The sequence below is a fragment of the Klebsiella sp. CN_Kp075 genome, assembly GCF_040065055.2.
GTDB lineage: Bacteria > Pseudomonadota > Gammaproteobacteria > Enterobacterales > Enterobacteriaceae > Klebsiella > Klebsiella aerogenes.
Map to the genome: position 1 here is coordinate 4,641,479 of NZ_CM198050.1, position 21,786 is coordinate 4,663,264.

The 21,786-nt window shown below is 57.1% G+C and carries 24 protein-coding genes; 23 read left to right on the forward strand and 1 reads right to left on the reverse strand.

From position 1 onward, the window contains the following. Positions 1 to 7: 7 nt before the first annotated feature. The 23 genes from ABLV78_RS22125 (at position 8) to trpS (ending at position 20,172) form a co-directional block, all read left to right on the forward strand. Positions 8 to 757: a PTS mannose/fructose/sorbose/N-acetylgalactosamine transporter subunit IIC gene (locus tag ABLV78_RS22125; RefSeq protein WP_015368463.1), complete on the forward strand. Its 750-nt coding sequence runs from the start codon at positions 8 to 10 to the stop codon at positions 755 to 757. Next, complete coding sequence (locus ABLV78_RS22130) at positions 754 to 1,614, forward strand: PTS system mannose/fructose/sorbose family transporter subunit IID (RefSeq protein WP_162182316.1); 861 nt, start codon at positions 754 to 756, stop codon at positions 1,612 to 1,614. Before ABLV78_RS22125 ends, ABLV78_RS22130 begins: the two co-directional genes overlap by 4 nt. Positions 1,615 to 1,617: 3 nt before the next feature. After that, positions 1,618 to 2,727, forward strand: a complete 1,110-nt coding sequence (dgaE, locus tag ABLV78_RS22135; RefSeq protein ID WP_047043822.1) for a D-glucosaminate-6-phosphate ammonia lyase — start codon at positions 1,618 to 1,620, stop codon at positions 2,725 to 2,727. Continuing rightward, on the forward strand, positions 2,714 to 3,460 hold the full coding sequence (dagF, locus tag ABLV78_RS22140) for a 2-dehydro-3-deoxy-phosphogluconate aldolase (RefSeq protein ID WP_047043821.1): 747 nt from the start codon (positions 2,714 to 2,716) through the stop codon (positions 3,458 to 3,460). The genes dgaE and dagF overlap by 14 nt, the downstream gene beginning before the upstream one ends. A 166-nt stretch (positions 3,461 to 3,626) precedes the next feature. Next, positions 3,627 to 4,211, forward strand: coding sequence for a TetR/AcrR family transcriptional regulator (locus tag ABLV78_RS22145; protein WP_015704263.1), 585 nt, complete (start codon positions 3,627 to 3,629; stop codon positions 4,209 to 4,211). A 21-nt stretch (positions 4,212 to 4,232) separates the two neighbouring features. Next, entirely contained in the window at positions 4,233 to 5,036 is an 804-nt protein-coding gene (locus ABLV78_RS22150; protein WP_047043820.1) for a winged helix-turn-helix domain-containing protein, read from the forward strand. Then, entirely contained in the window at positions 5,033 to 5,551 is a 519-nt protein-coding gene (locus tag ABLV78_RS22155; protein ID WP_023322003.1) for a FidL-like protein, read from the forward strand. Before ABLV78_RS22150 ends, ABLV78_RS22155 begins: the two co-directional genes overlap by 4 nt. A 446-nt stretch (positions 5,552 to 5,997) precedes the next feature. After that, entirely contained in the window at positions 5,998 to 6,276 is a 279-nt protein-coding gene (locus ABLV78_RS22160; protein WP_012542984.1) for a BMC domain-containing protein, read from the forward strand. Positions 6,277 to 6,293: 17 nt separating this feature from the next. Further along, a complete protein-coding gene (locus ABLV78_RS22165; protein ID WP_002442227.1) occupies positions 6,294 to 6,578 on the forward strand; it encodes a BMC domain-containing protein in 285 nt (94 codons plus the stop codon). A 12-nt stretch (positions 6,579 to 6,590) separates the two neighbouring features. After that, the gene (locus ABLV78_RS22170; RefSeq protein WP_004146125.1) at positions 6,591 to 6,869 is read left to right on the forward strand and encodes a BMC domain-containing protein; all 279 of its coding nucleotides are present in this window, start codon (positions 6,591 to 6,593) and stop codon (positions 6,867 to 6,869) included. Positions 6,870 to 6,922: 53 nt separating this feature from the next. Beyond that, positions 6,923 to 8,524 carry an acetaldehyde dehydrogenase (acetylating) gene (locus tag ABLV78_RS22175; RefSeq protein WP_047043819.1) on the forward strand — a complete coding sequence of 534 codons (1,602 nt, stop codon included), beginning with the start codon at positions 6,923 to 6,925 and terminating at the stop codon, positions 8,522 to 8,524. Between the two features lie 24 nt (positions 8,525 to 8,548). Continuing rightward, on the forward strand, positions 8,549 to 8,806 hold the full coding sequence (locus tag ABLV78_RS22180) for a EutN/CcmL family microcompartment protein (RefSeq protein WP_015368471.1): 258 nt from the start codon (positions 8,549 to 8,551) through the stop codon (positions 8,804 to 8,806). 17 nt (positions 8,807 to 8,823) lie between these two features. Further along, the gene (locus ABLV78_RS22185) at positions 8,824 to 10,005 is read left to right on the forward strand and encodes a 1-propanol dehydrogenase PduQ (RefSeq protein ID WP_047043818.1); all 1,182 of its coding nucleotides are present in this window, start codon (positions 8,824 to 8,826) and stop codon (positions 10,003 to 10,005) included. 133 nt (positions 10,006 to 10,138) lie between these two features. Further along, a complete protein-coding gene (cutC, locus tag ABLV78_RS22190; protein WP_045395446.1) occupies positions 10,139 to 13,525 on the forward strand; it encodes a choline trimethylamine-lyase in 3,387 nt (1,128 codons plus the stop codon). Positions 13,526 to 13,610: 85 nt separating this feature from the next. Further along, on the forward strand, positions 13,611 to 14,558 hold the full coding sequence (gene cutD / locus ABLV78_RS22195) for a choline TMA-lyase-activating enzyme (RefSeq protein WP_047043817.1): 948 nt from the start codon (positions 13,611 to 13,613) through the stop codon (positions 14,556 to 14,558). 12 nt (positions 14,559 to 14,570) lie between these two features. Then, on the forward strand, positions 14,571 to 14,969 hold the full coding sequence (locus ABLV78_RS22200; protein ID WP_045395442.1) for a BMC domain-containing protein: 399 nt from the start codon (positions 14,571 to 14,573) through the stop codon (positions 14,967 to 14,969). Further along, positions 14,966 to 15,586, forward strand: a complete 621-nt coding sequence (locus tag ABLV78_RS22205; protein WP_047043816.1) for a phosphate propanoyltransferase — start codon at positions 14,966 to 14,968, stop codon at positions 15,584 to 15,586. Before ABLV78_RS22200 ends, ABLV78_RS22205 begins: the two co-directional genes overlap by 4 nt. 12 nt (positions 15,587 to 15,598) lie before the next feature. Further along, positions 15,599 to 16,267, forward strand: coding sequence for a hypothetical protein (locus ABLV78_RS22210; protein WP_047043814.1), 669 nt, complete (start codon positions 15,599 to 15,601; stop codon positions 16,265 to 16,267). A gap of 31 nt (positions 16,268 to 16,298) precedes the next feature. After that, complete coding sequence (locus tag ABLV78_RS22215; RefSeq protein WP_047043812.1) at positions 16,299 to 16,712, forward strand: DMT family transporter; 414 nt, start codon at positions 16,299 to 16,301, stop codon at positions 16,710 to 16,712. A 17-nt stretch (positions 16,713 to 16,729) separates the two neighbouring features. Beyond that, the gene (locus ABLV78_RS22220) at positions 16,730 to 17,059 is read left to right on the forward strand and encodes a DMT family transporter (protein WP_004204123.1); all 330 of its coding nucleotides are present in this window, start codon (positions 16,730 to 16,732) and stop codon (positions 17,057 to 17,059) included. A 266-nt stretch (positions 17,060 to 17,325) separates the two neighbouring features. Further along, positions 17,326 to 18,291 (forward strand): Ssp4 family T6SS effector, encoded by a 966-nt coding sequence (ssp4, locus tag ABLV78_RS22225; RefSeq protein WP_047043810.1) that lies wholly within the window; start codon positions 17,326 to 17,328, stop codon positions 18,289 to 18,291. A gap of 7 nt (positions 18,292 to 18,298) precedes the next feature. Next, positions 18,299 to 18,889, forward strand: coding sequence for a hypothetical protein (locus ABLV78_RS22230; RefSeq protein ID WP_047043809.1), 591 nt, complete (start codon positions 18,299 to 18,301; stop codon positions 18,887 to 18,889). Between the two features lie 275 nt (positions 18,890 to 19,164). Beyond that, complete coding sequence (gene trpS, locus ABLV78_RS22235) at positions 19,165 to 20,172, forward strand: tryptophan--tRNA ligase (protein ID WP_045395432.1); 1,008 nt, start codon at positions 19,165 to 19,167, stop codon at positions 20,170 to 20,172. Between the two features lie 46 nt (positions 20,173 to 20,218). Here trpS and ABLV78_RS22240 read toward each other — a convergent pair whose 3' ends face one another. Further along, positions 20,219 to 21,613 carry a diguanylate cyclase gene (locus tag ABLV78_RS22240; RefSeq protein WP_045395430.1) on the reverse strand — a complete coding sequence of 465 codons (1,395 nt, stop codon included), beginning with the start codon at positions 21,611 to 21,613 and terminating at the stop codon, positions 20,219 to 20,221. Positions 21,614 to 21,786: the final 173 nt, after the last annotated feature.

The following is a 21,786-nucleotide window of genomic DNA, read 5'->3' on the forward strand; positions in this document are numbered from 1 at the left end:
AAAAACTATGGATACCTTACTTTTTGCGAGCCTGATGGGGTTGTATTACTGGTTCGCCCGATTACGTTTAGGCTATACCTTCTCCGCCATGTTGCTGCAACCCGTGGTGATCGCCGTATTCGTCGGCCTGCTGCTGGGCGATATGAAAACCGCGATGATCATCGGCGCGGGTATGCAGCTGGTCTATCTTGGAGTGACCTCCACGCCGGGCGGCAACGTGCCGTCGGACCCGGCGCTGGCCGCCTGTATCGCCATTCCGATCGCCGTGAAGGCCGGGATGGAGCCCAACCTGGCGATCGCGCTGGCGATCCCGTTTGGCGTCATCGGGGTATTCCTCGATCAGCTGCGCCGCACGCTCAACGCCGCGTGGGTGCACATGGCCGACAAACACGCCGAAAGCGCCAACATGGCGGGCATCATGCGCTGCGCCTTTATCTATCCGGCGCTGCTGGGGCTGGTGCTGCGCTTCCCGGTGGTCTTCGCCGCCAACTACTTTGGCCAAAGCGTAGTGGAAAAATTCCTCAAACTGATGCCGCACTGGCTGACCCACTCCTTTGAAATTATGGGCGGTATCCTGCCGGCGCTGGGCTTTGCCATCACCATCATGGTGATCGGCAAAAAGAGCCTGCTGCCGTGGTTTATCGGCGGATTTTTCGCGGTGCTCTACCTGAAGGTGGACATCATGGCGATGGCGATTTTCGGTACCTGCGTCGCCTTCCTGATTAAAGGCCTGGCCAAAAATGAAGGAGCTGCATGATGAGTAGCGATGTAATGGAACATGAACTGGTTGAACGCGCCCGCGAAACCCAGGCGCTGAGCAAAGCCGATATCACCAAAGCCTGGCTGATTTACTGGCTGGGGGCGGAAGTATCCAGCTCCTACGAACGTCTCCAGAGCCTGATTTTCTGCGCCTCAATGACGCCCATCATCAAAAAGCTGTACCCGGAAAAAGAGGAGCAGACCGAGGCGCTCAAACGCCACCTGAACTTCTTTAACTCGGAACAGACTTTCGGCTCGGTTATCCAGGGTATCTCCATCGCCATGGAAGAGCAGAAAACCCGCGGCGAGCCGATCAGCGACGCTTCAATCACCGGGATAAAAACCGGCCTGATGGGCCCGCTGGCCGGGATGGGCGACTCGATTATCTGGGCCGCGGTGATGCCGTTGCTGATTGCGATTTTCATCCCCTTCGCCGCCAGCGGCAGCGCGTTCGGCGGGATCGCCCCGCTGATCCTCTACCCGGCGATCACCATGGCGATAAGCTACGGACTGGTGCATAAAGGCTACACCCTGGGCCGTGACTCCATTATCGGCCTGCTGCAAGGGGGGCGAATTAAAGAATTGATTTACGGCGCCAACGTACTGGGTCTCATCATGATGGGCGCGCTGTCGGCAAGCTACGTCAAAATCACCACCCCGCTGAAAATCAGCGCGCTTAAAGGCTCGGAAGTGGTGGTCCAGCAGATCCTCGACTCAATTGCCCCCGGCCTGCTGCCGCTGGCGGCGGTGTTCGCTATCTATTTCTACTTACTGAAAAAAGGGCCGCGCTACACCACCATTTTACTGTCGATAGTCGCTATCAGCATCGTCTGCTCGCTGTTGGGAGTGCTGTAAATCATGAACGGCAATATCTACCAGCAACTGGGCTTAAAACGGGTGATTAACGCCTGCGGCAAAATGACCATCCTCGGCGTGTCCGCCGTCGACCCGCAAGTGATGCAGGCCACCGCGCAGGCGGCGGGAGCCTTCGTCGAAATCGATAAATTAACCGACCGCGCGGGCGAACTGGTTTCCGCCCACACCGGCGCGGAAGACAGCTATATCACCTCCTGCGCCTCCGCCGGTATCGCCATCGCCGTCGCGGCGGCGATCACCCGCGGCGAGCCGGAAAAGGTGGCGCAGATGCCGGACAGCAGCCAGTGGCCGAACGAGATAGTGATACTGCGCGGGCATAATGTCGATTACGGCGCGCCAATCACCAGCGCTATCCGCCTCGGCGGCGGGCGCATTGTCGAAGTCGGCTCCAGCAATCTGGCGGCACGCTGGCAGCTGGAGAGCGCGGTGAACGCACGCACGGCGGCGCTACTGTATGTGAAATCCCACCATTGCGTGCAAAAAGGGATGCTCGGTATTGACGATTTCGTGCAGGTCGCCCGCCAGCATAATCTGCCGCTGATCGTCGATGCCGCCGCCGAAGAAGACTTGCGCCAGTGGGTCGCCAGCGGCGCGGACATGGTTATCTACAGCGGGGCGAAAGCCTTTAACGCCCCAACCTCAGGCTTTATTAGCGGCAAGCGCAACTGGATCGCCGCTTGTAAAGCCCAGCACCACGGCATCGCGCGGGCGATGAAAATCGGCAAAGAGAATATGGTCGGTCTCGTTTACGCGCTGGACCGTTACCGGACGGCGGCACCGGCGCCCGACGCCGCCGCGCTGCGTCCATTCGCCGAGGCGATCTCCGCGCTACCCGGCCTGCGCGCCGATATCGAGCAGGATGAGGCCGGGCGCGCCATCTGGCGCATTCGGGTCAGCGTCGACGCCAATGAACTGGGACTCAGCGCCCATGAGGTTGAAGCCCAGCTACGCGGCGGCGATATCGCTATTTACGCCCGCCGCTACTATCTGCATGAGGGTCATTTTAGCCTTGACCCTCGCACCGTCGGCGAAGGAGAAATGTCGCTCATCGTCACGCGCTTACAGGAGATTACGCAGCATGCAGCGGATTAACTTTTATCGCCAGCGGGTGGCGATTAACGTGCTGGCGAAGGACATCGCCAACGCCCGGGAAATCTATGACGCCGCTGAAGGGCACGCGGTGATTGGCGTACTCTCGGCGCAATTTACCAGCGTCGAACAAGGCGTTGCAGAAGTGCGCCGCTGGATGGCGGAAGTGCCTTCTATTTCCGTCGGTCTCGGCGCCGGCGATCCGGCGCAGTTTTACAAAGCGGCAATGATCGCCGCGCAGGTCCACCCCGCTCACGTCAACCAGACCTTCACCGGCAGCGGCTTTGCCGCCGGGGCGCTGGCGGCGACCGGCGGCCAGCAAACCTTTATTAATGCGCTGGTCAGCCCCAGCGGCACGCCCGGTGAAGTACGCATCTCCACCGGCGTGCGCAGCGCCCAGGGCATTCCGGCCCAGGTATCCTGCGATGCGGCGGTCAGAATGATGCAGGATATGGGCGCGCATGCGGCTAAATTTTTCCCGATGGGCGGCGAAAAGTCGCTGGCGGAGCTGAAAGCGCTCGCCCAAAGCGCGGTAGAAAACGGTATGACGCTGATTGAGCCCACCGGGGGCATCGATCTCGATAACTTTGCGCTGATTCTACAAACCTGCCTGCAGGCCGGCGTCGCGCAGGTCATGCCGCATATTTATAGTTCCATTATCGATCCGCAAAGCGGCAATACCCGCCCGCAAGATGTCCATGCTCTGATGAACATCGTCAAGGAACTGGTCGATTAATCCCCCCGCGCGTGCGGTGTAGGCCACTATTACCGCACGCGCTAACTTCCTGATCTGCTGAAGGTCACTGTCAATCTGTGAGCCTCCACGCAATAACGACATCCCGCCGTCCGAAGCGCCCTCTCATATTGATAGCGATCAAGAATAATCATACCGTCTGGTCGGTATGATTCGGGCCATGAACATGGAAGCCCAGCATCGTAAAAAAGACCCCGTCCGTCTGCATCGTCAACTGCTTGAATCCGCAGCGATGATCGCCGGTCGGGATGGTATTGCCGCCCTATCGCTAAACGCCGTCGCCCGCGAAGCTGGTGTCAGCAAAGGCGGGCTCATGCACCATTTTCCCAATAAACAGGCGCTGATTTTCGCCCTGTTCGCCCGGCTGTTGGCGATCATGGAAAAGGCGATTAGCGAGCTGATGGCCGCCGATAACATCGCTTATGGACGCTTTACCCGCGCCTATTTGCGCTATCTGTCCAACCCGGAGCTGACGGATACCCACGAGAGCCGCCAGCTGATGGTGCTGTCGTTGGCGATGCCGGACGAACCGGTGCTGCGAAAATGCTGGCGCGACTGGATGCTGGATCATCTGGCGCAGGGCGATGCGCTCGACAACGGCCCGACCGGCACGCTGGTGCGCTACGCCGCCGACGGCATCTGGTTATCGGAACTGACCGAAGGGCGCACCATGAGCAGCGAACACCGCCAGGCGCTGGTAAACGATCTGACAAAAATGACGCTTCCCGCGTGAAGCGAGTAGAGTGAGGCCGCGATGCGCTACAACATCAATGCCCGTCTCATTTATGACGCAACGGACGGCACCCTAACATTACCGGGCGGCAATGAGCCGGATAGTCAGCTATCCATTACCGCCAACGCGCTGCTCTATTTCTTTCTTCGCCATACCGGCGTTGTCAGTCGCGATGAAGTGTTGAAAAAGGTCTGGGACGATAACGGCTTAACCTCATCCAACAGCAATCTCAATCAATACCTGAGCATGCTGCGCAAAACCTTCCGCCACTACGATATCGATAACATTATTGTCACCGTGTCGCGCGGCATGCTGCAGCTGAATCAGGATCTCAGCATCGAACTGCTCGACGCCGAGCCGCCGCCCGCCGATGCCGCTCTCACGTGCGATACGCCTGATGAAGCCGCCCCCGCTGCGGCGCCAACGCCGCCCACCGCTTCTCTACATGCGCGCGGTATGTGCTGGTATCTGGCCGGCGGCTGTCTGCTGCTCATCGCCCTGCTGCTGGTGGCATTTAGTCTCGCCGGCACCCACGTCGCCCGGCCAATCAATCTGACGCTGATGAGCCACAGCCAGTGCGAACTGCTGGCCAGCGATGAAATGCTGCGTTCGGTTTCCGCCACGGCCTACGGTAAGAATTTTGATGAGGTGCGTCAGCGGCTGAAGCTCAGCTGCAAGCCGGGGGAGCGTTTCGTTTTCTTCTACGGCGACCGGCTGGAGACTAACGGCCTGGGCCGGGTATTTCTCGCCCACTGCGCGATGCACGAAGACAACCCATTTAGCTATTGCGATAACTACTTTTACTACTCCTGGAAGCCGCAATGAGACTCGCGCCCCGCACCTTTTTCGCCCTCTCCGCCCTCGCATTTATCGCCGCCGCCGGGTTTAGCGCCTGGCGTCTGCTGCCGGATGCCAACGACGGCGTGATGAGCTGCTCCACCAAAGCGATCATGCGTTTTGAAAACATGGAAAAAGAGAATGTGAACGGCAATATCCATTTTAATTTTGCCGCCAACGGTAACGGTTCGATGGTTGTGGAAGGCTATACCGACTCCGCCGCCGGCTGGCTCTACCTGCAGCGCTACGTCAAATTCAGCTACACCAGCCAACGTATCTCGGCAACCGAACGCCACTACCGCATTAAAAAATGGGAATCCAGCGCCTCGTCCATCGACGAATCGCCGAATGTCATCTTTGACTACTTCATGCGCGAGATGTCCGACAGCCACGATGGCCTGTTCCTCAACGCGCAGAAGCTTAACGACAAAGCTATCCTGCTGAGCTCTATCAACTCACCGCTCTACATCTGCACGCTGAAGTCCGGCAGCACGCTTAACTAACCCGTCCCCTCTGTATCGCCGCGAGGAAAATGCGCCCTCGCTCACGCTCCGTTATTGCCCCCTCTTTCCACGATGCTAAAAGCGCACGTTTTGCATTTAGCTTCGACGTCAAAACTTGCGCATACCCACAATTATCTCGCGGCTATATTACCGCCTGCTGGCAAGTAATTAGCATCTTATTAACATTCACCTCTCGCCGATAAATAGCCTAAAAAAGCGCCATATCATCATAAAAATCAACACGCATAAAACAGAACGAAAAGATAAATGGAAGGCTAAATAAGGCTAAATCACAGAGTAAAAACCTAAAATATTCATCTCCACGGATTTAAATTTCACTTCTTTCCCCATTCCCTATAGTGAACCCCGAACGCCGCTTCCGCGTGTTGATGCCGTTACGCGGACGGTTTTCCCGAATAACAAAACCTGTTCTGGAGGAAATCACGATGGGTGATGCATTGGGGCTTATCGAAACCAAAGGTCTGGTGGCCTGTATTGAAGCAGCGGACGCGATGTGTAAAGCCGCCAACGTCGAACTGATCGGCTATGAAAACGTCGGCTCTGGCCTTGTCACCGTGATGGTGAAAGGCGACGTCGGCGCGGTGAAAGCGGCGGTGGATTCCGGTGTGGAATCCGCGCAGCGCATCGGCGAAGTGGTGACCTCGCTGGTCATCGCGCGTCCGCATAACGACATCAACAAAATCGTCATTAAACACAAGGCCTGAAGGCCAGGAGAACGCAAATGGGTGATGCATTAGGTCTGATTGAAACCAAAGGTCTGGTGGCCTGCATTGAAGCGGCGGATGCGATGTGTAAAGCCGCCAACGTCGAACTTATCGGCTATGAAAACGTCGGCTCTGGCCTTGTCACCGCGATGGTGAAAGGCGACGTCGGCGCGGTGAAAGCGGCGGTGGATTCCGGTGTGGAATCGGCGCAGCGCATCGGCGAAGTGGTGACCTCGCTGGTTATCGCCCGTCCGCATAACGACATCAACAAAATCGTCTCGCATTACAAGATTGCGGACTAACGGAGAATCCTGATGAAAGAAGCGCTTGGTCTTATCGAAACCAAAGGTCTGGTGGCCTGCATTGAAGCCGCGGACGCGATGTGTAAAGCCGCCAACGTCGAGCTTATCGGCTATGAAAACGTCGGTTCCGGCCTCGTCACCGCAATGGTGAAAGGCGACGTCGGCGCGGTCAACGCGGCGGTCGACTCCGGCGTGGAAGCGGCGAAACGCATCGGCGAAGTCGTCAGTTCTCGCGTCATTGCGCGTCCACATAACGACATCGAAAAAATCGCGGCGCAGCACAAAGCATGACCTGACAGGGCGCGCCCCGTCTCCACTCTTTTCGTCTGATGAAGGATAGACTCATGATTGAACTGGATAACGATTTGCAGTCCCGGCAGAACGCGCGGGAACTGGTGCGCAACGCCAAAAAGGCGCAGGCGATTCTGGCCACCTTTTCGCAACAGCAAATCGACGCCATCGTGAAAAACGTGGCCCAGGAAGCAGCGCACCACGCCGAAGCGCTGGCGAAAATGGCCGCGGAAGAGACCGGTTTTGGCAACTGGCAGGACAAAGTGCTGAAAAACCGTTTCGCCTCGCTGCGCGTCTACGACGCCATCAAAGATATGAAGACCGTTGGCATCATTCATGACGACCCGGTAAAAAAAGTGATGGACGTGGGCGTGCCGCTCGGCGTGATTTGCGCGCTGGTCCCCTCAACTAACCCAACTTCTACGGTTATCTACAAAGCGCTGATCGCCCTCAAGGCCGGCAACGCCATTATCTTCTCCCCGCATCCGGGCGCGCGTCAGTGCAGTTGGAAGGCGATTGAAATCGTCAAACGCGCGGCAGAAGCGGCCGGCGCCCCGGCAGGCAGCGTTGACGGCATCACCCAGTTAACGCTCGAAGCCACCTCCGAACTGATGCACAGCAAAGACGTGTCACTGATCCTCGCCACCGGCGGCGAAGGCATGGTGCGAGCGGCATACGCTTCCGGCACCCCGACCATCAGCGGAGGCCCGGGTAACGGCCCGGCGTTTATCGAACGCAGCGCCGATATCCACCACGCGGTGAAAGATATCGTCACCAGTAAAACCTTCGATAATGGCGTGATCTGCGCCTCCGAGCAGTCGATTATCGTCGAACGCTGCATTTACGACGAGGTTCACCGCGAGCTGGAAGCGCAGGGCGTCTACTTCATGAATGAAGATGAGGCGGCGAAAATGGCGGCGCTGCTGCTGCGCCCGAACGGCACCATCAACCCGAAAGTGGTCGGCAAAACCGCGCTATACCTCAGCCAGATGGCGGGATTCTGCGTACCGGCCAGCACTAAAGTGCTGATCGCCGAGCAAACCACCGTATCGCCGAAAAACCCCTACTCGCGCGAAAAACTGTGCCCGGTGCTCGGCCTGTATGTGGAAGAGGACTGGAAAGCCGCCTGCCACCGCGTGGTGGAGCTGCTGACCAACGAAGGACTCGGCCATACGCTGGTGATCCACACCCGTAATCAGGACGTCATCCGCCAGTTCTGCCTCGAAAAACCGGTCAACCGCATTCTGATTAACACCCCAGCGGCGCTCGGCGGTATCGGCGCGACCACCAACATCTCTCCGGCGCTGACCCTCGGCTGCGGCGCGGTCGGCGGCGGCTCCAGCTCCGACAACGTCGGCCCGATGAACCTGCTCAATATCCGCAAAGTCGGCTATGGCGTGCGTTCGATTGACGAGCTTCGCGCGCCGGGCAGCCGCCCTGAGCCCCAGCCGACCATCGTTACTCCGGCGAGCGATCCGCAGCGCAGCATTCTTGATGACGTGCGTTTCAACGCTCCGGCCAATGCCGCGCCAGCGTGCTCCGCAGGCAACGATGACCGTTTCGCCAGCGCAGGCGCCGCCAGTATGGAAGGTGAAATCAACGAACAAAACGTGGAACGCGTTATTCGCCAGGTGCTGGAGCGCCTCGCTAAGTAACGCACTGATATAAGGCGATAAACGATGATTCTCGCAAAGGTAACCGGCCATGTCGTCGCCACGCAAAAATGCGATGAGCTACGCGGCAGCAACCTGCTGTTGATCACCCGCTTAGATGACAAACAGCAGCCGATGAAAGACCAGACCTGGGTCGCCGTCGATAACGTCGGCGCCGGCATGCACGACATCGTGCTGGCGGAAGAGTACTTCGCGCTCAATAAAGACCGCTACAAAGCGATGTCGGTGGTCGCCATTGTCGAGAACGTGTTTCGGGACGCCTAACAGGAGTGAATAGCCCAATGAGTGAATTTTTACTGAAACCGCGGATTTGCTTCGGTCAGGACGCCCTCTCGGTGCTGAACGAACTTTCCGCCCGCAGCGTGCTGCTGGTGACCGATAAAGCGATGGTGAAGTTTGGCCTCGCCGAGCGCGTCACCGCCCTGTTGCGCCAGCGCGGGATCGCCTGGCAGATGTGGGACGACGTAGTGGCGGATCCGGATATCGCCACCGTGGTGCGCGGCATGAAGCTGATGGATAACCACTATCCGGATCTGGTTATCGCGCTCGGCGGCGGTTCGGTAATCGATGCCGCCAAAGCGGTTATTTTCTCCCTGGCGCAGACCCGTCCGCAGGGCAACCGTCCCCGCCCGTGCTTCGTCGCCATCCCCACCACCAGCGGCACCGGCTCGGAAGTCACCGCCTTTTCGGTGGTGAAAGCCAATGCGGAGAAGCTGGTGCTGGTGGATGCGTCGCTGCTACCGGATATCGCCATTCTTGACCCGGCGCTGGTGGCTTCGGTGCCGCCGGCAATTACCGCCGACACCGGCATGGACGTACTGTGTCACGCTCTGGAAGCCTACGTCTCTCGCGCCGCCAGCGACTTTTCCGACGCGCTGGCGGAGAAAGTGGTGCAGCAGGTATTCCGCTATCTGCCGACCTGCTGGCGCAGCGGCGACAACCTGCAGGCGCGCGAAAAGATGCATAACGCCTCCTGCATGGCGGGGATGGCCTTCACCAACGCGTCGCTTGGGATAACCCACAGCCTGGCCCACGCCCTCGGCGGCGTCTTCCGCGTACCCCATGGCCGCGCCAACGCCCTGCTGATGGCGCAAGTCGTCGCCTGGAACGCCGATTTCGACGGTCAGTGCGACACCCTTGCAGCAACGAAATATGCCCGTCTGGCGCATCTGCTGGATCTGCCAGCCGCCTCGCCGCGCCAGGGCGTCGCCAGCCTGCTGGTCGCCATTCAGGCTTTAAAAGAAGAGATGAACATGCCCTCCGGCATTAGCGACACCGGCATTGAGGCGGCTGAATTCGAACGCCGTTTGCCGGAGATGGTCGGCCAGGCGCTGCGCGACAGCTGTACCCCAACCAACCCACGCGCGCCGGACGCTAACGCGTTAACCGAGCTTTATCGCCGGGCCTGGTCCGGTTGCCTGGAATCGCCCGACGGCGCTCCGCTTGCACGGGCCTACGGGTAACAAATAACCGGGTGATCGCTGAGTTATTTGTAGGCCGGGTAAGGCGTCAGCCGCCACCCGGCAGGAATACGGACACTGTATCCACAACCGGGTTGTCATCAGCCGCGGAAAAAGAACATCTGGAGAATACTACATGGCACACTACAGCTTAACGCCGCGCGTCAAAGTGCTGGCAGACCGTTTACGCTCACAGGCAAGCACCCTGTGCACCGAGCACGCCGCGATCCTCAGCGCGCTGGATAGCGATATCGCAGGCATTCCCGCCGCCGTCAAACCGGCTCGCCGTTTCTATGAACTGATGCGCCAGCTGCCGCTGACCATCAGCGCCGACGAACTGATCGTCGGTAACCAGACCCGTAAACCGCACGGGGCGATTTTCCATGATGAAAGCGCCGCGCATCGGCCATCCGTATTCCAGTTCCTCAACCTCAACAGCGATCTCGATTCACCGGACTACAACCTGGTCGTCGAAAAAGGCGTGCTGGCGATTAAGCACCAGTTGGAAGAGAAAACCCGCGCCCTCGGTAGCGCCGTTAGCCGCAGCGGTATGGATGAAGTCAACGGCTGCCGCGCCGCCATCTACGCCTGCGACGCCCTGTTAGCGCTGGCGCAAAATCTGGCCAACAGCGCCGAGCAGCTGGCGGCCGCAGAAACCAATGCTTATCGCAAAGCCGAGCTGCTCGATAGCGCGGCCATTCTGCACCACGTTCCGGCCCATCCGGCGCGTAATTTCAAAGAAGCCTGCCAGGCGTTCTATCTGTTCCAGCTGGCGCTACAGCTGGATAACGGCAGCTATGCGGTTAACCCGCACGGGGCGGATAAAGCGCTACTGCCTTACTTCCAACGCGATATCAACAGCGGCGCGTTGAATACCCAGCAGGCCTATGAAATCGTGGAGTGCCTGTGGTTCAAGCTGGCTGAACTGAGCGAAGTCCGCGCCGCCTGCGCCATTGACGGCTATCCGATGCTCGACGCCATGCTGCACGGCGCCTCTTTTGATAACGCCGAAGTGAACGAACTCTCGGCGATGTTTATCAGCGCCCAGCGCAACCTCAGCGCGCTGAATCTGCCGGTGCGTCTGTTTAGCGGCGCGCAACAGGTCAGCCACGCGCCGTTCGCCGCCTGTGCCGACACGCCGGCGATGGAAGGCTTAACTCCGCGTATGCAGCGCCTGCGTAACCACTACCTGACGGTACGCCCGAGCGTCTCTATCTACCGCGCGCTGGCCTTTACCGAAGTGGTCAAAGCCAACCCGGGCATGCCGACCATTCTGCTGCGCGCCAAAGCTTTCCGCCACGCCTGCGAAACCGCGCCGATTCTGATTCAGGACGATGAGCTGATCGTCGGCCATCCGTGCGGCAAGCCGCGCGCGGGCGCCTTCTCGCCGGATATCGCCTGGCGCTGGGTGCGCGATGAGCTCGACACCATGAGCACCCGCCCGCAGGATCCGTTTGAAATCAGCGAAGCGGATAAAAAAACCATTCGCGAAGAGATTGTCCCGTTCTGGGAAGGCCGTTCGCTGGATGAGATTTGCGAAGCGCAATACCGTGAGGCCGGCGTCTGGGCCTTCAGCGGCGAGACCTTCGTCAGCGACCTCTCCTATCACCAGATTAACGGCGGCGGCGATACCTGTCCGGGCTACGACGTGCTGCTGTTCACCAAAGGGATGAACGGCATTAAAGCCGATGCCGAGGCGCATCTGGCCAACCTGAGCATGGAGAACCCGGAAGATATCGACCGTATCTACTACTACAAAGCGGCGATTGAAACCTGTGAAGGGGTGGTCAACTACGCCCGCCGCATTGCCGCCCACGCCCGCGAACTGGCGGCTAAAGAGCAAAACGCCCAGCGCCGCGCCGAACTGCTGACCATCGCCGACGTCAACGAAAACGTGCCGGCCAATCCGCCGAAGACCCTGCAGGAAGCGCTGCAGAGTATCTGGACCGTCGAGTCACTGTTTGAAATCGAAGAGAACCAGACCGGGCTGTCGCTGGGGCGCGTCGACCAGTACTGCTACCCGATGTTCGAAGCCGATATACGCGAAGGCCGCCTGACCCACGACAGCGCGCTGGAGCTGCTGCAGGCGTTCATCATCAAATGTGCCGAACTGATGTGGATGTCGAGCGAGCTGGGAGCGAAATATTTCGCAGGTTATCAGCCGTTTATCAACCTCACCGTTGGCGGCCAGAAACGTAGCGGCGGCGATGCCTGTAACGATCTGACCTACCTGATTATGGACGCGGTGCGCTTTGTGAAGGTTTATCAGCCGTCGCTGGCCTGCCGTATCCACAACCAGTCGCCGCAGAAATACATGGAAAAAATCGTCGACGTGGTGAAAGCAGGAATGGGCTTCCCGGCCTGCCACTTTGATGACTCCCACATCAAGATGATGCTGCGCAAAGGCTTCGATTTTGAAGACGCCCGCGACTACTGCCTGATGGGCTGCGTTGAGCCGCAAAAATCCGGGCGCATCTACCAGTGGACCTCCACCGGCTACACCCAGTGGCCTATCGCTATCGAATTCGTGCTCAACCGCGGGCGGATGGTGCTGTTCGATAGCTATCAAGGGCTGGATACCGGCGACCTGCGCGACCTGCGCACCTTCGAAGATTTCGACGCGGCGGTGAAACAGCAGATCGCCCACATCGTGCGCCTGTCGGCCATCGGCACCGTCATCAGCCAGCGCGTCCACCGCGATGTGGCGCCGAAGCCGCTGATGTCGCTGCTGGTCGAAGGCTGCATGGAGAGCGGCAAAGATGTCGCCGCAGGCGGCGCGATGGTCAACCACGGTCCGGGGCTGATTTTCTCCGGCCTGGCGACCTACGTCGACTCGATGGCGGCGATCCGCAAGCTGGTGTTCGAAGAGAAGAAATACACCCTTGAGCAGATCCGCGATGCGCTGCTGGCCAACTTTGAAGGTTACGAAGCGCTGCGCCGCGACTGCCTGAACGCGCCGAAATACGGTAACGACGATAACTACGTCGACCAGTACGCGCTGGATATTACCGAATGGACCGAGAAAGAGTGCCGTAAATACAAAATGCTCTACTCGACCCTGAGCCACGGCACCCTGTCTATCTCCAACAACACGCCAATCGGCGAGCTGACCAACGCCACGCCTAACGGCCGCCTGGCGTGGATGCCGCTCTCCGACGGCATCAGCCCGACTCAGGGCGCGGATAAACAAGGCCCGACGGCGATTATCAAGTCGGTCAGCAAGATGAACGTGGAAACCATGAACATCGGCATGGTGCACAACTTCAAGTTCCTCAAAGGGCTGCTGGATACCCCGGAAGGTCGCCACGGCTTGATTACCTTGCTGCGTACCGCCTCGATTCTCGGCAACGGCCAGATGCAGTTCAGCTACGTCGATAACGAAGTACTGAAGAAGGCGCAGCAGGAGCCGGAGAAATACCGCGACCTGATCGTTCGCGTCGCCGGCTACAGCGCCTACTTCGTTGAGCTGTGTAAAGAGGTCCAGGACGAGATCATCAGCCGTACGGTGATTGAGAAGTTCTAGTTCTCTTAAAGAGAATTAAATGAGCTGTATTTGAGAAATAACCGGAAGTTCTCCGTCCCGTAACGGGACGGAGCGGGAGGCAAGCGTGATCGCAAAACAAGAATTAACGGGCCGAATTTTCAATATCCAGAAATATTCGATCTATGACGGCGATGGCATTCGCACGCTGGTGTTTTTTAAGGGCTGCAACATTCGCTGCCCGTGGTGCGCTAACCCGGAAGGGCTGAGCAGCCAGTTCCAGGTGATGTTCTCGCACGACAAATGCATTAACTGCGGCGACTGCGTCAGCGTCTGTCCGGCGGGTATTCATTATCGGGCGGAAGAAAACGGCGAAATGAAGCACTTCGTCGACCGCAACAAAGACTGCATTGGCTGTCGCAAATGCGAAGAGATTTGCACCCAGAACGCGCTGGATATTATGGGCAAGGACGTCACCGTCAGCGAGCTGATGGAGATCATCATGCAGGACTACGACTTCTACATCTCCTCCGGCGGCGGCGTGACCATCGGCGGCGGCGAGATGAGTCTGCAGACCGATTTTGCCGTCGCCTTATTTAGCGAATGCAAAAAGATGATGATTAACACCGCCGTCGAAACCCAGGGCACCACTCCGCTTGCCAACTACCAGAAGCTGGCGCCGGTCACCGACACCTTCTTGTTCGACATAAAGCAGATTAACAGCGAACACCACAAGGCGTTGCTCGGCATCGGCAACGAAGGGATTCGCCGCAATCTCGAATGGCTGGTGGATTCCGGCGCCAATGTGATTGTGCGCATGCCGCTCATTCGCGGCTACAACGACTCATTCGACGCCATTACCGGCGCCATTGATTACGTACAGAAGCTGGCGAAGCGCGGGAATATCCGCCGCATCGACATGCTGCCGTACCACCAGTTGGGGCGCAAAAAATACGAACGCCTGGATATGCCCTACCCGATTACCCAGGACCCGTCTTATTCACCGGACGAACTGGACCGGCTGGAAACCTTCTTCCAGCAATTTGATTTTGATATTCGCTTAGTCCGCCATTAACAGGAGCCGACCATGAAAAGTTTAGGCGTAATTGAAACGCGAGGATGGGTCGCCGCCATTCAGGCCGTCGACGCCGCCTGTAAAGCCGCGGGAGTGACCTGCATTGGCTATCGCAAACCAGGCTCCGGGCTGGTGAGCGTCTGCTTTGAAGGGGAAATCAGCGCCATCCACACCGCTATCGAGCGCGGCGTGGCGGTGGCTGGCGCCGAGCACACCGTGAAGTCGCTGGTCATTGCCCGCCCGGAGCGCTGCGTGGTTGAAGCGTTAAGCAACCTCAAAGGCAACCCGCCGCCTGCGAAAAAAGCGGCCGAGCCTGTGGTTATCGCCGCCCCGGAACCCATCGTTCCGCCTGCCGCCCCGAACGAAGCGGAAGATAAGCACCCGGCGCTGAAGAAAGGGAAGAAGTCATGATCGACACCTTGCTTCGCGAAAAAATCACCGTTCGCCTGAGCGCAACGGCGCCGGCGATCCCGGTGGGGATCTCCAACCGCCACGTCCATCTCGCGCAACAGGACGTCGAGGCGCTATTCGGCAAAGGCTACAGCCTGACGCCGTTCAAACCGCTGCGCCAGCCGGGGCAGTTCGCCGCCCAGGAGTGCGTGACCGTTGTCGGGCCGAAGGGCTCGCTGACCAACGTCCGCGTGCTGGGGCCAACCCGCCCGCTATCGCAGCTGGAAGTGTCGCGCGCCGACTGCTTCACGCTGGGCATTAAGGCGCCTGTTCGTGAGTCCGGCCAGCTGGAGAATGCCGGCAGCGCGCTGCTGATTGGCCCCGCAGGCCACGTTGAACTCCATTCGCAGGTGATCTGCGCCTGGCGCCATATTCATATGTCGCCGCAGGACGCGCGCCGACTCAACGTTAGCAATGGCCAGAAGGTCAGCGTGCGCAGCAACGGCGAGCGCCAGCTAACTTTCGATGAAGTGGTGGTGCGGGTGCGCGATGACTTCGCGCTGGAGTTTCACATTGACACCGAAGAAGCCAATGCCGCCGGGTTGAAAAACGGCGCGCAGGTGACGCTCATCGGCTAACGGAGGCTCGCCATGACCGACGAACAGATTGAAGGTTTAGTCGCGCGGATTTTACAGCGCCTGCAACCGCCGGTACTGGTGATGGTGACCGCCGCTGACGGCTACCGCGCGGCAATCCGCCAGCGCCTGGCAAGCTGCGGCTACCCGCTGCGCCTCGCGCTGGAGGATGGTCTCGCCGACGCCGCCGCGTGGCGAGAGGTGGGCGAGATTATCCCGTCATCGACCTGGCAGGATGCCCTGCCGTCAGCGCCGTGGCGGGCGGTACTGCTGCCGTTTCTCGATTACCCGCTGGCTTCAGACCTGCTGAACGGCACGCGCAGCAGCCCGCTCGCCCGCTGCGCGCACGAGGCGCTGCTGAAGGGTATTCCCGTGCTGGCGCTGCGCTATCACTGCGATCCGCTTAGCGAACTCAACCAGCTACGCGGCGCGCAGGCCGACAGCGCCTATACCGGGCATCTGCTGGCCACGCTGGCTCGTCTGGAAGCCTGCGGCGTCTTCCTCGGCACGATGAATGAGCTGCTGGCGACGCTGGACGCGCCCACCGCGCCTGCCGCCACCAGCAGCGAACCGCGCCGTTATCTCACCGTCACAGACGTGGTGAATAATCCGGCGCTGGCGGCGGCCCCGCACGCGCAGCTGACCGATGCGGCCATTGATTATTTAAAAAACAGAAAGATATGACCTTACCCAACTATGAACCTGGAGCTTAACGATGTCTTCGAAAACAAAATGCTGGTTATGGATGCTGCTGGTTATCCTCTCAGAAACCTCGGCAACCTCGACGTTAAAAATGTTCGGTAGCAGCGAAGGCAGCACAAAAATGCTGCTGCTCGGCCTGCTGATTGCGCTCTACTGCACCTGCTATTACTCGCTCTCAAGGGCGGTGAAAGATATCCCGGTCGGCCTGGCATACGCCACCTGGTCCGGCACCGGTATCCTGGTGGTCTCGACGCTGGGAATGGCATTCTACGGCCAGCACCCGGATACCGCCGCCATCATCGGCATGGCGGTGATCGCCAGCGGCATCGTTATCATGAACCTGTTCTCGAAAATGGGTTCCGAAGAGAGCGAAGAGGCAGCACCCGTCACGCCAGTCGCCTCCATGGATAAGAAAATCGCCAACTAACAGGAAAGGAATACCCTATGTTTAATCTCGGATTTTTATGGCTGGCGCTGTCTATCGGCTCCGAAATCACCGGCACCTCGATGATCAAAAAGACCAACGGCTTCAGCAAGCTGGCGCCTTCAGTGCTGGTGGTCTGCGCCTACGGCCTGTGCTACTTCGCCCTCACCCGCGCGATGAGCACCATTCCGGTGGGCGTAGCCTACTCGCTGTGGTGCGGCTTCGGTATCGTCGGCGTGACTATCTGCTCCATGATCCTCTATAAGCAGAAGCCGGACCTGGCGGCCATTATCGCCATGGCGCTGATTATCTCCGGCGGCGTGATCATGAACGTCTTCTCGACCATGTAACAACGGTTTGTTTATCTTGCCGGGCGGCGGCTACGCCTTGCCCGGCCTACCGTAAATTCACCATGCTGGCTGAAACCGCCAGTGTTGGTAACCTCAAAATCGCTGAGACGCTCTCGCAAGAAATCCGCACTATACCCACTCTTTTCTTACTTACGCTGGTAGGTTATTTTGTAGGTGTCATCCGGAATATTCCTAATTTATTACTATCTTAAGAGCATTACTCTTGATCCCTCATCTTAAGAGCATTAGGTGCATGGAGAAAAAGGATGACATTTCCAGGACAATTTTCAAAAGCTCTACCTGATTATGGCTTTGCCCGAAGTTTAGGCCTTGTCAGCGGCGCTGAAATTGATTTCATAGCTCTTGCTAACCAGTTGGATTGTTATAGAAACTTTAGCCAAGTTGGGATAATTTATTCAGATGGTTCTCGTCAGTGGTTAGTAAGGCCATCAAGACGGATCGCAACGCCAAATGAAAGCTCGGTAAGCCACGTCGTTGTAACGAAAGTAACCACTTCAGCAAATAATCCAGCCCAGCTAACGACGAATGCAATTCAGTCATCTTCCTTAGTTACTGAAATCGGTTCAACAGCCATTTCCTGCGGAGCAGCAATTCTCACTATCATACTTTCTGTTGGTGCAAGCATGGCGATTCCTCTCACCGCAGGCACCTCAAGTGCAGTTGCTGCTGTAATTATCGCTGGTGGCGTAGCAACAGGAATCCAATGTGCAAATGGCCTCGGGCGCCTTTCATTAATTGCCATGAACCATGATGACTATGTAGCATGGCTTGACTCTCATGAGTGGTATACGGCAACCAATACAGCACTTGATATGATCTCACTTGCCGGGGCTGGTGCTGGTTTAAAAAGCGCCATGCTAACATATCGATTACTTAATCGGTCTACGTCGGAAAGTTTACTTTCTTTATTAAAAAAAATGAACCGAGCCGACCGAACACGATTGACGGAGGAAATTATTCGAATTAGAAACCCCGGAATCTCTAATTCTGGTATCAAAGTGGCAATGAAAGCTGGCATCTATCCCAAGCGTTATCCTTCGGAAGCCTTACAGATGCTCTTGCAACGAGAATTAATGAATGCCATTGCCAACTCCTCGGCATTTTTTGGTAGCGCGATCTCGGGCACCATCAGGAACCCTCAGAATATGACACAATCTGGGAAGTATATTTTTGGCTTAATTCAGTCGTTTTCATTCACTGGACCACATTGATCCGACAATGATGAAATATATTAAGAAGAGCCTCGTGTTGAGCGCTATCATCAAGAAAAAACTGGCAACCAGCGATCTGCAACACCTGGAACAACTAAAGGATCGGTTAAAAAGCCGATTCGGCGCGGCGCCTGGTATACACATGGCCGGTATTCCTATCGCGATCAGCATGATACTTGCTATCTTTTGCTACGCGATGCCCCAGGTTTATGTATGGATGCTACTCTTTCGCTGGTTAGGAATACCTGAATACAAAGTACTGATGGGCGTTTTTTTTGCAGCGATCGTATATTGCGTAGTTATCATGACTACAACGTTACTGACTGCTCGAGGCTCTTTAAACGGATATAAATTACATCTGATTATTATCACGATGACAGGAATAACTAGCATTATCTACTTTATCGGTTCCTGGTTTTCATTTTTATTCGGCACGGTAGACAATTATACGCCACAGATAACATCTGCTTTAGGTTTGATGTTTTTCTGCCTGAATATCATGTGGATGAATTCATCATCATTTTACCAGTCGATCGTCTTGACGTTACATAACCGCGTATGGCGTAAGCAATTGAAAATTGAAGAACAGCATATGTGATCCTCCCAGTCAGAGGTACCAAATTCAGCAAAACCTGCTTACGAGCAGGATTTCAGATTGCTGAGTAATACTTTGTACGCAACAGGTTTACCCCGCCGTGATTTCGTGGCAGGATAAAAAGATGAACAGAAACGTTATCGTTACCTACCCCCGTCGTTGGTGGCTGCCTGCATAACAGGCGGCACGATACACGTTTCCATTTTCAAAGCCGCCGGAAGGCGGCTTTGTTATTTTCAGGACGTCTTTCGGCTGAACAGTCTGATAAGGAGTCCCTGATGAACCATCCACAAACCATCCTCACCGGCGACCGCCCGACCGGCCAACTACATCTTGGCCACTACGTCGGCTCGCTGCGCCAGCGCGTCGCGCTGCAGCACGACCACCAGCAGTTTATCCTGATCGCCGACCTGCAAGGGCTCACCGATAACGGCAGCAACCCGCAAAAAATCAGCCACCATATCCTCGAAGTCATGGCCGATTATCTGGCCGTCGGCATCGACCCCAGACTCACCACTATTTGCCTGCAGTCCGCTCTGCCCGCGCTGGCGGAGCTCAGCGCGCTGTATATGAATATCGTCACCGTCGCCCGCGTGGAACGTAATCCGACGGTAAAAAATGAGATTGCCCAGAAGGGATTCGCCCGCTCGCTGCCGGTTGGCTTTCTCGCCTATCCGATTAGCCAGGCCGCCGATATCACCGCCTTCAAGGCCGAGCTGGTGCCGGTGGGCGACGATCAGCTACCGATGATTGAGCAGACCAACGAAATCGTCCACAAAATGAATAGCCTCACCGGCGAACCGGTACTGCGCCACTGCAAAGCGCTACTCAGCGAAGTGAGCCGCCTGCCGGGCGTCGACGGTAATGCCAAAATGTCGAAATCGCTGGGCAATACGCTGACGTTATCGGCCAGCGAAGAGGAGATTCACCGCGCGGTCAGCGCGATGTATACCGACCCGACACACCTGAGAGTCAGCGATCCGGGGCATGTCGACGGCAACGTAGTGTTCACCTATCTCGACGCTTTCCATAGCGATAAGGCGCTGGTTGCTGAGATGAAAGCCCACTATCAGCGCGGCGGGCTGGGCGATCGCCAGTGTAAGAATGAACTGGAAACCTGCTTACAGGAGCTACTGGCGCCGATCCGTGAACGCCGGGCCACTTACAGTCAGGATAAAGGAATGCTGCTGGAATTGTTGCGCCAGGGCAGCGAACGCGCCCACCAGCTCACGCAGCGGACGCTGCATGAAGTGAAGCGCGGGCTGGGGCTGCCGGTGCTGTTCTGAGCTTCAGAGCCCTGCCCCGGTCGCGCTACGCTTGCCGGGGCTCGTTTTACACCCTGCCTTTATGCATCTTCACGCAGTTGCGCCCTTCGCGTTTGGCGGCGTACAGCGCATTATCGGCATCGCGCAACAGCAGGTTGTAATCGGGATGGCCGGAGTGCACGGCGTAGCCAATGCTGGCGGTGATCGGGATCTGCGTATCGCCGCCAACGTTAAACGCCAGTTGGCTAATTTTCTTCCGCAGGCGGTCGAGGATGGTAAACGCTTCTGACACGCCGGTCTCCACCAGCACCAGCAGAAACTCTTCCCCGCCGTAGCGGAAGATATAGTCGCTGGAACGGATATTGTCGCTGAGCAGTTCGGCAACATGTTTAATCGCCCGGTCGCCGACCATATGGCCCCAGTTATCGTTAATGCCTTTGAAATGATCGATGTCGACGATCGCCACCGTCATCGGCAACTCATGCTCCATCGCCAGCGTCACTTCATGCTTCAGCACCACCGGCAAATAGCGGCGGTTAAGCAGGCTGGTTAATGCATCTTTGCCGTTTTGCATCTGCGACAGGCTGCTAAAAATTACGCCAAGTTGGCTGCCGATTTGCTGGCAATGAATATGGATCCCCTGAATCAGGTTTTGTGTATTTTTATAATCCATGGCAGAGGCGGATGCCCGCCATCCTATTAATAAGTCGTCGACCTGCGAAATTAATGCGGCGATTTCGTCCATCTGGCTATTTTTGTTAAAATAGCGCACGCATTTATGTCGGAACCAGAGACCAAATTCCGATTCAGATAATAACGTAGCGTTAGTATGCGCTTTATTTTCGCTAACAATATTAAAAATTGCCGTATTTTCCCAACCGGAAAGCGCCGCTTGCTGTTTGCCATATTCCATCGGGACATTGTCCATCAAACTATACAGGCGATAAGCCTCTTCGTTTTTGGTCGCCCGATAGTGCGATAAGGTATAGGCATGGCACATCATCTCAACGGCCATATTAATCGCCATAATAGCGTAATAGATGGCATCGACGGCAATCTGGCGGTCGTTAACGTGGCTGCGGATATACTCGATAAGCCCGGCCTTAATTTGCCGGGCGCCGCGCAGCACCGCCTCCGCCGGGATGCCGATCCGCGCGTGGATGCTGCCAATCTGATATTGCCGTTCCGCCAGCGCCGGCAACTGCGCTTTGTCGCTGGTCAGGATCTCCTTCACCCATAGCGCCAGCGAGCGGCTCAGTCGTTCCTGAACTAAATCATAAGTCAGGTGGCGGGCAATATCCGGATCCTGAAAAATAAAATCATAAAACCGGGCCGCTAACGCTTCCGATTGCTCCTCTGCGATATTTTTAAGTACCTCCTTAACGGCTGGCGTCAGGCTGTCATACAGCGGTAGCCACTCCTTAAAAATAACAGAGATATATTTTTTGCTTTCATCGTTCATGAATAAAGCGCTCGCCGGGCGTTAGTCTATTTCGGGGGTGCCGATCATACATGAGTTGCCGCAGGTCAACCAGACGAAGAAAATCATAGGGATAGCGTAGTTCTCAGTCATTATAGCGAGGGGGTCGCAATTCCATAGTTTATATATGGACTTTGACGCTACCGATGTTAGTA

Excerpts from the sequence above, each read along its gene's own strand:
- ABLV78_RS22125 (WP_015368463.1), top strand. The coding sequence starts at position 8 with ATGGATACCTTACTTTTTGCGAGCCTGATGGGGTTGTATTACTGGTTC.
- ABLV78_RS22130 (WP_162182316.1), top strand. The coding sequence starts at position 754 with ATGATGAGTAGCGATGTAATGGAACATGAACTGGTTGAACGCGCCCGC.
- dgaE (WP_047043822.1), top strand. The coding sequence starts at position 1,618 with ATGAACGGCAATATCTACCAGCAACTGGGCTTAAAACGGGTGATTAAC.
- dagF (WP_047043821.1), top strand. The coding sequence starts at position 2,714 with ATGCAGCGGATTAACTTTTATCGCCAGCGGGTGGCGATTAACGTGCTG.
- ABLV78_RS22145 (WP_015704263.1), top strand. The coding sequence starts at position 3,627 with ATGATTCGGGCCATGAACATGGAAGCCCAGCATCGTAAAAAAGACCCC.
- ABLV78_RS22150 (WP_047043820.1), top strand. The coding sequence starts at position 4,233 with ATGCGCTACAACATCAATGCCCGTCTCATTTATGACGCAACGGACGGC.
- ABLV78_RS22155 (WP_023322003.1), top strand. The coding sequence starts at position 5,033 with ATGAGACTCGCGCCCCGCACCTTTTTCGCCCTCTCCGCCCTCGCATTT.
- ABLV78_RS22160 (WP_012542984.1), top strand. The coding sequence starts at position 5,998 with ATGGGTGATGCATTGGGGCTTATCGAAACCAAAGGTCTGGTGGCCTGT.
- ABLV78_RS22165 (WP_002442227.1), top strand. The coding sequence starts at position 6,294 with ATGGGTGATGCATTAGGTCTGATTGAAACCAAAGGTCTGGTGGCCTGC.
- ABLV78_RS22170 (WP_004146125.1), top strand. The coding sequence starts at position 6,591 with ATGAAAGAAGCGCTTGGTCTTATCGAAACCAAAGGTCTGGTGGCCTGC.
- ABLV78_RS22175 (WP_047043819.1), top strand. The coding sequence starts at position 6,923 with ATGATTGAACTGGATAACGATTTGCAGTCCCGGCAGAACGCGCGGGAA.
- ABLV78_RS22180 (WP_015368471.1), top strand. The coding sequence starts at position 8,549 with ATGATTCTCGCAAAGGTAACCGGCCATGTCGTCGCCACGCAAAAATGC.
- ABLV78_RS22185 (WP_047043818.1), top strand. The coding sequence starts at position 8,824 with ATGAGTGAATTTTTACTGAAACCGCGGATTTGCTTCGGTCAGGACGCC.
- cutC (WP_045395446.1), top strand. The coding sequence starts at position 10,139 with ATGGCACACTACAGCTTAACGCCGCGCGTCAAAGTGCTGGCAGACCGT.
- ABLV78_RS22200 (WP_045395442.1), top strand. The coding sequence starts at position 14,571 with ATGAAAAGTTTAGGCGTAATTGAAACGCGAGGATGGGTCGCCGCCATT.
- ABLV78_RS22205 (WP_047043816.1), top strand. The coding sequence starts at position 14,966 with ATGATCGACACCTTGCTTCGCGAAAAAATCACCGTTCGCCTGAGCGCA.
- ABLV78_RS22210 (WP_047043814.1), top strand. The coding sequence starts at position 15,599 with ATGACCGACGAACAGATTGAAGGTTTAGTCGCGCGGATTTTACAGCGC.
- ABLV78_RS22215 (WP_047043812.1), top strand. The coding sequence starts at position 16,299 with ATGTCTTCGAAAACAAAATGCTGGTTATGGATGCTGCTGGTTATCCTC.
- ABLV78_RS22220 (WP_004204123.1), top strand. The coding sequence starts at position 16,730 with ATGTTTAATCTCGGATTTTTATGGCTGGCGCTGTCTATCGGCTCCGAA.
- ssp4 (WP_047043810.1), top strand. The coding sequence starts at position 17,326 with ATGACATTTCCAGGACAATTTTCAAAAGCTCTACCTGATTATGGCTTT.
- ABLV78_RS22230 (WP_047043809.1), top strand. The coding sequence starts at position 18,299 with ATGATGAAATATATTAAGAAGAGCCTCGTGTTGAGCGCTATCATCAAG.
- trpS (WP_045395432.1), top strand. The coding sequence starts at position 19,165 with ATGAACCATCCACAAACCATCCTCACCGGCGACCGCCCGACCGGCCAA.
- ABLV78_RS22240 (WP_045395430.1), bottom strand. The coding sequence starts at position 21,613 with ATGAACGATGAAAGCAAAAAATATATCTCTGTTATTTTTAAGGAGTGG.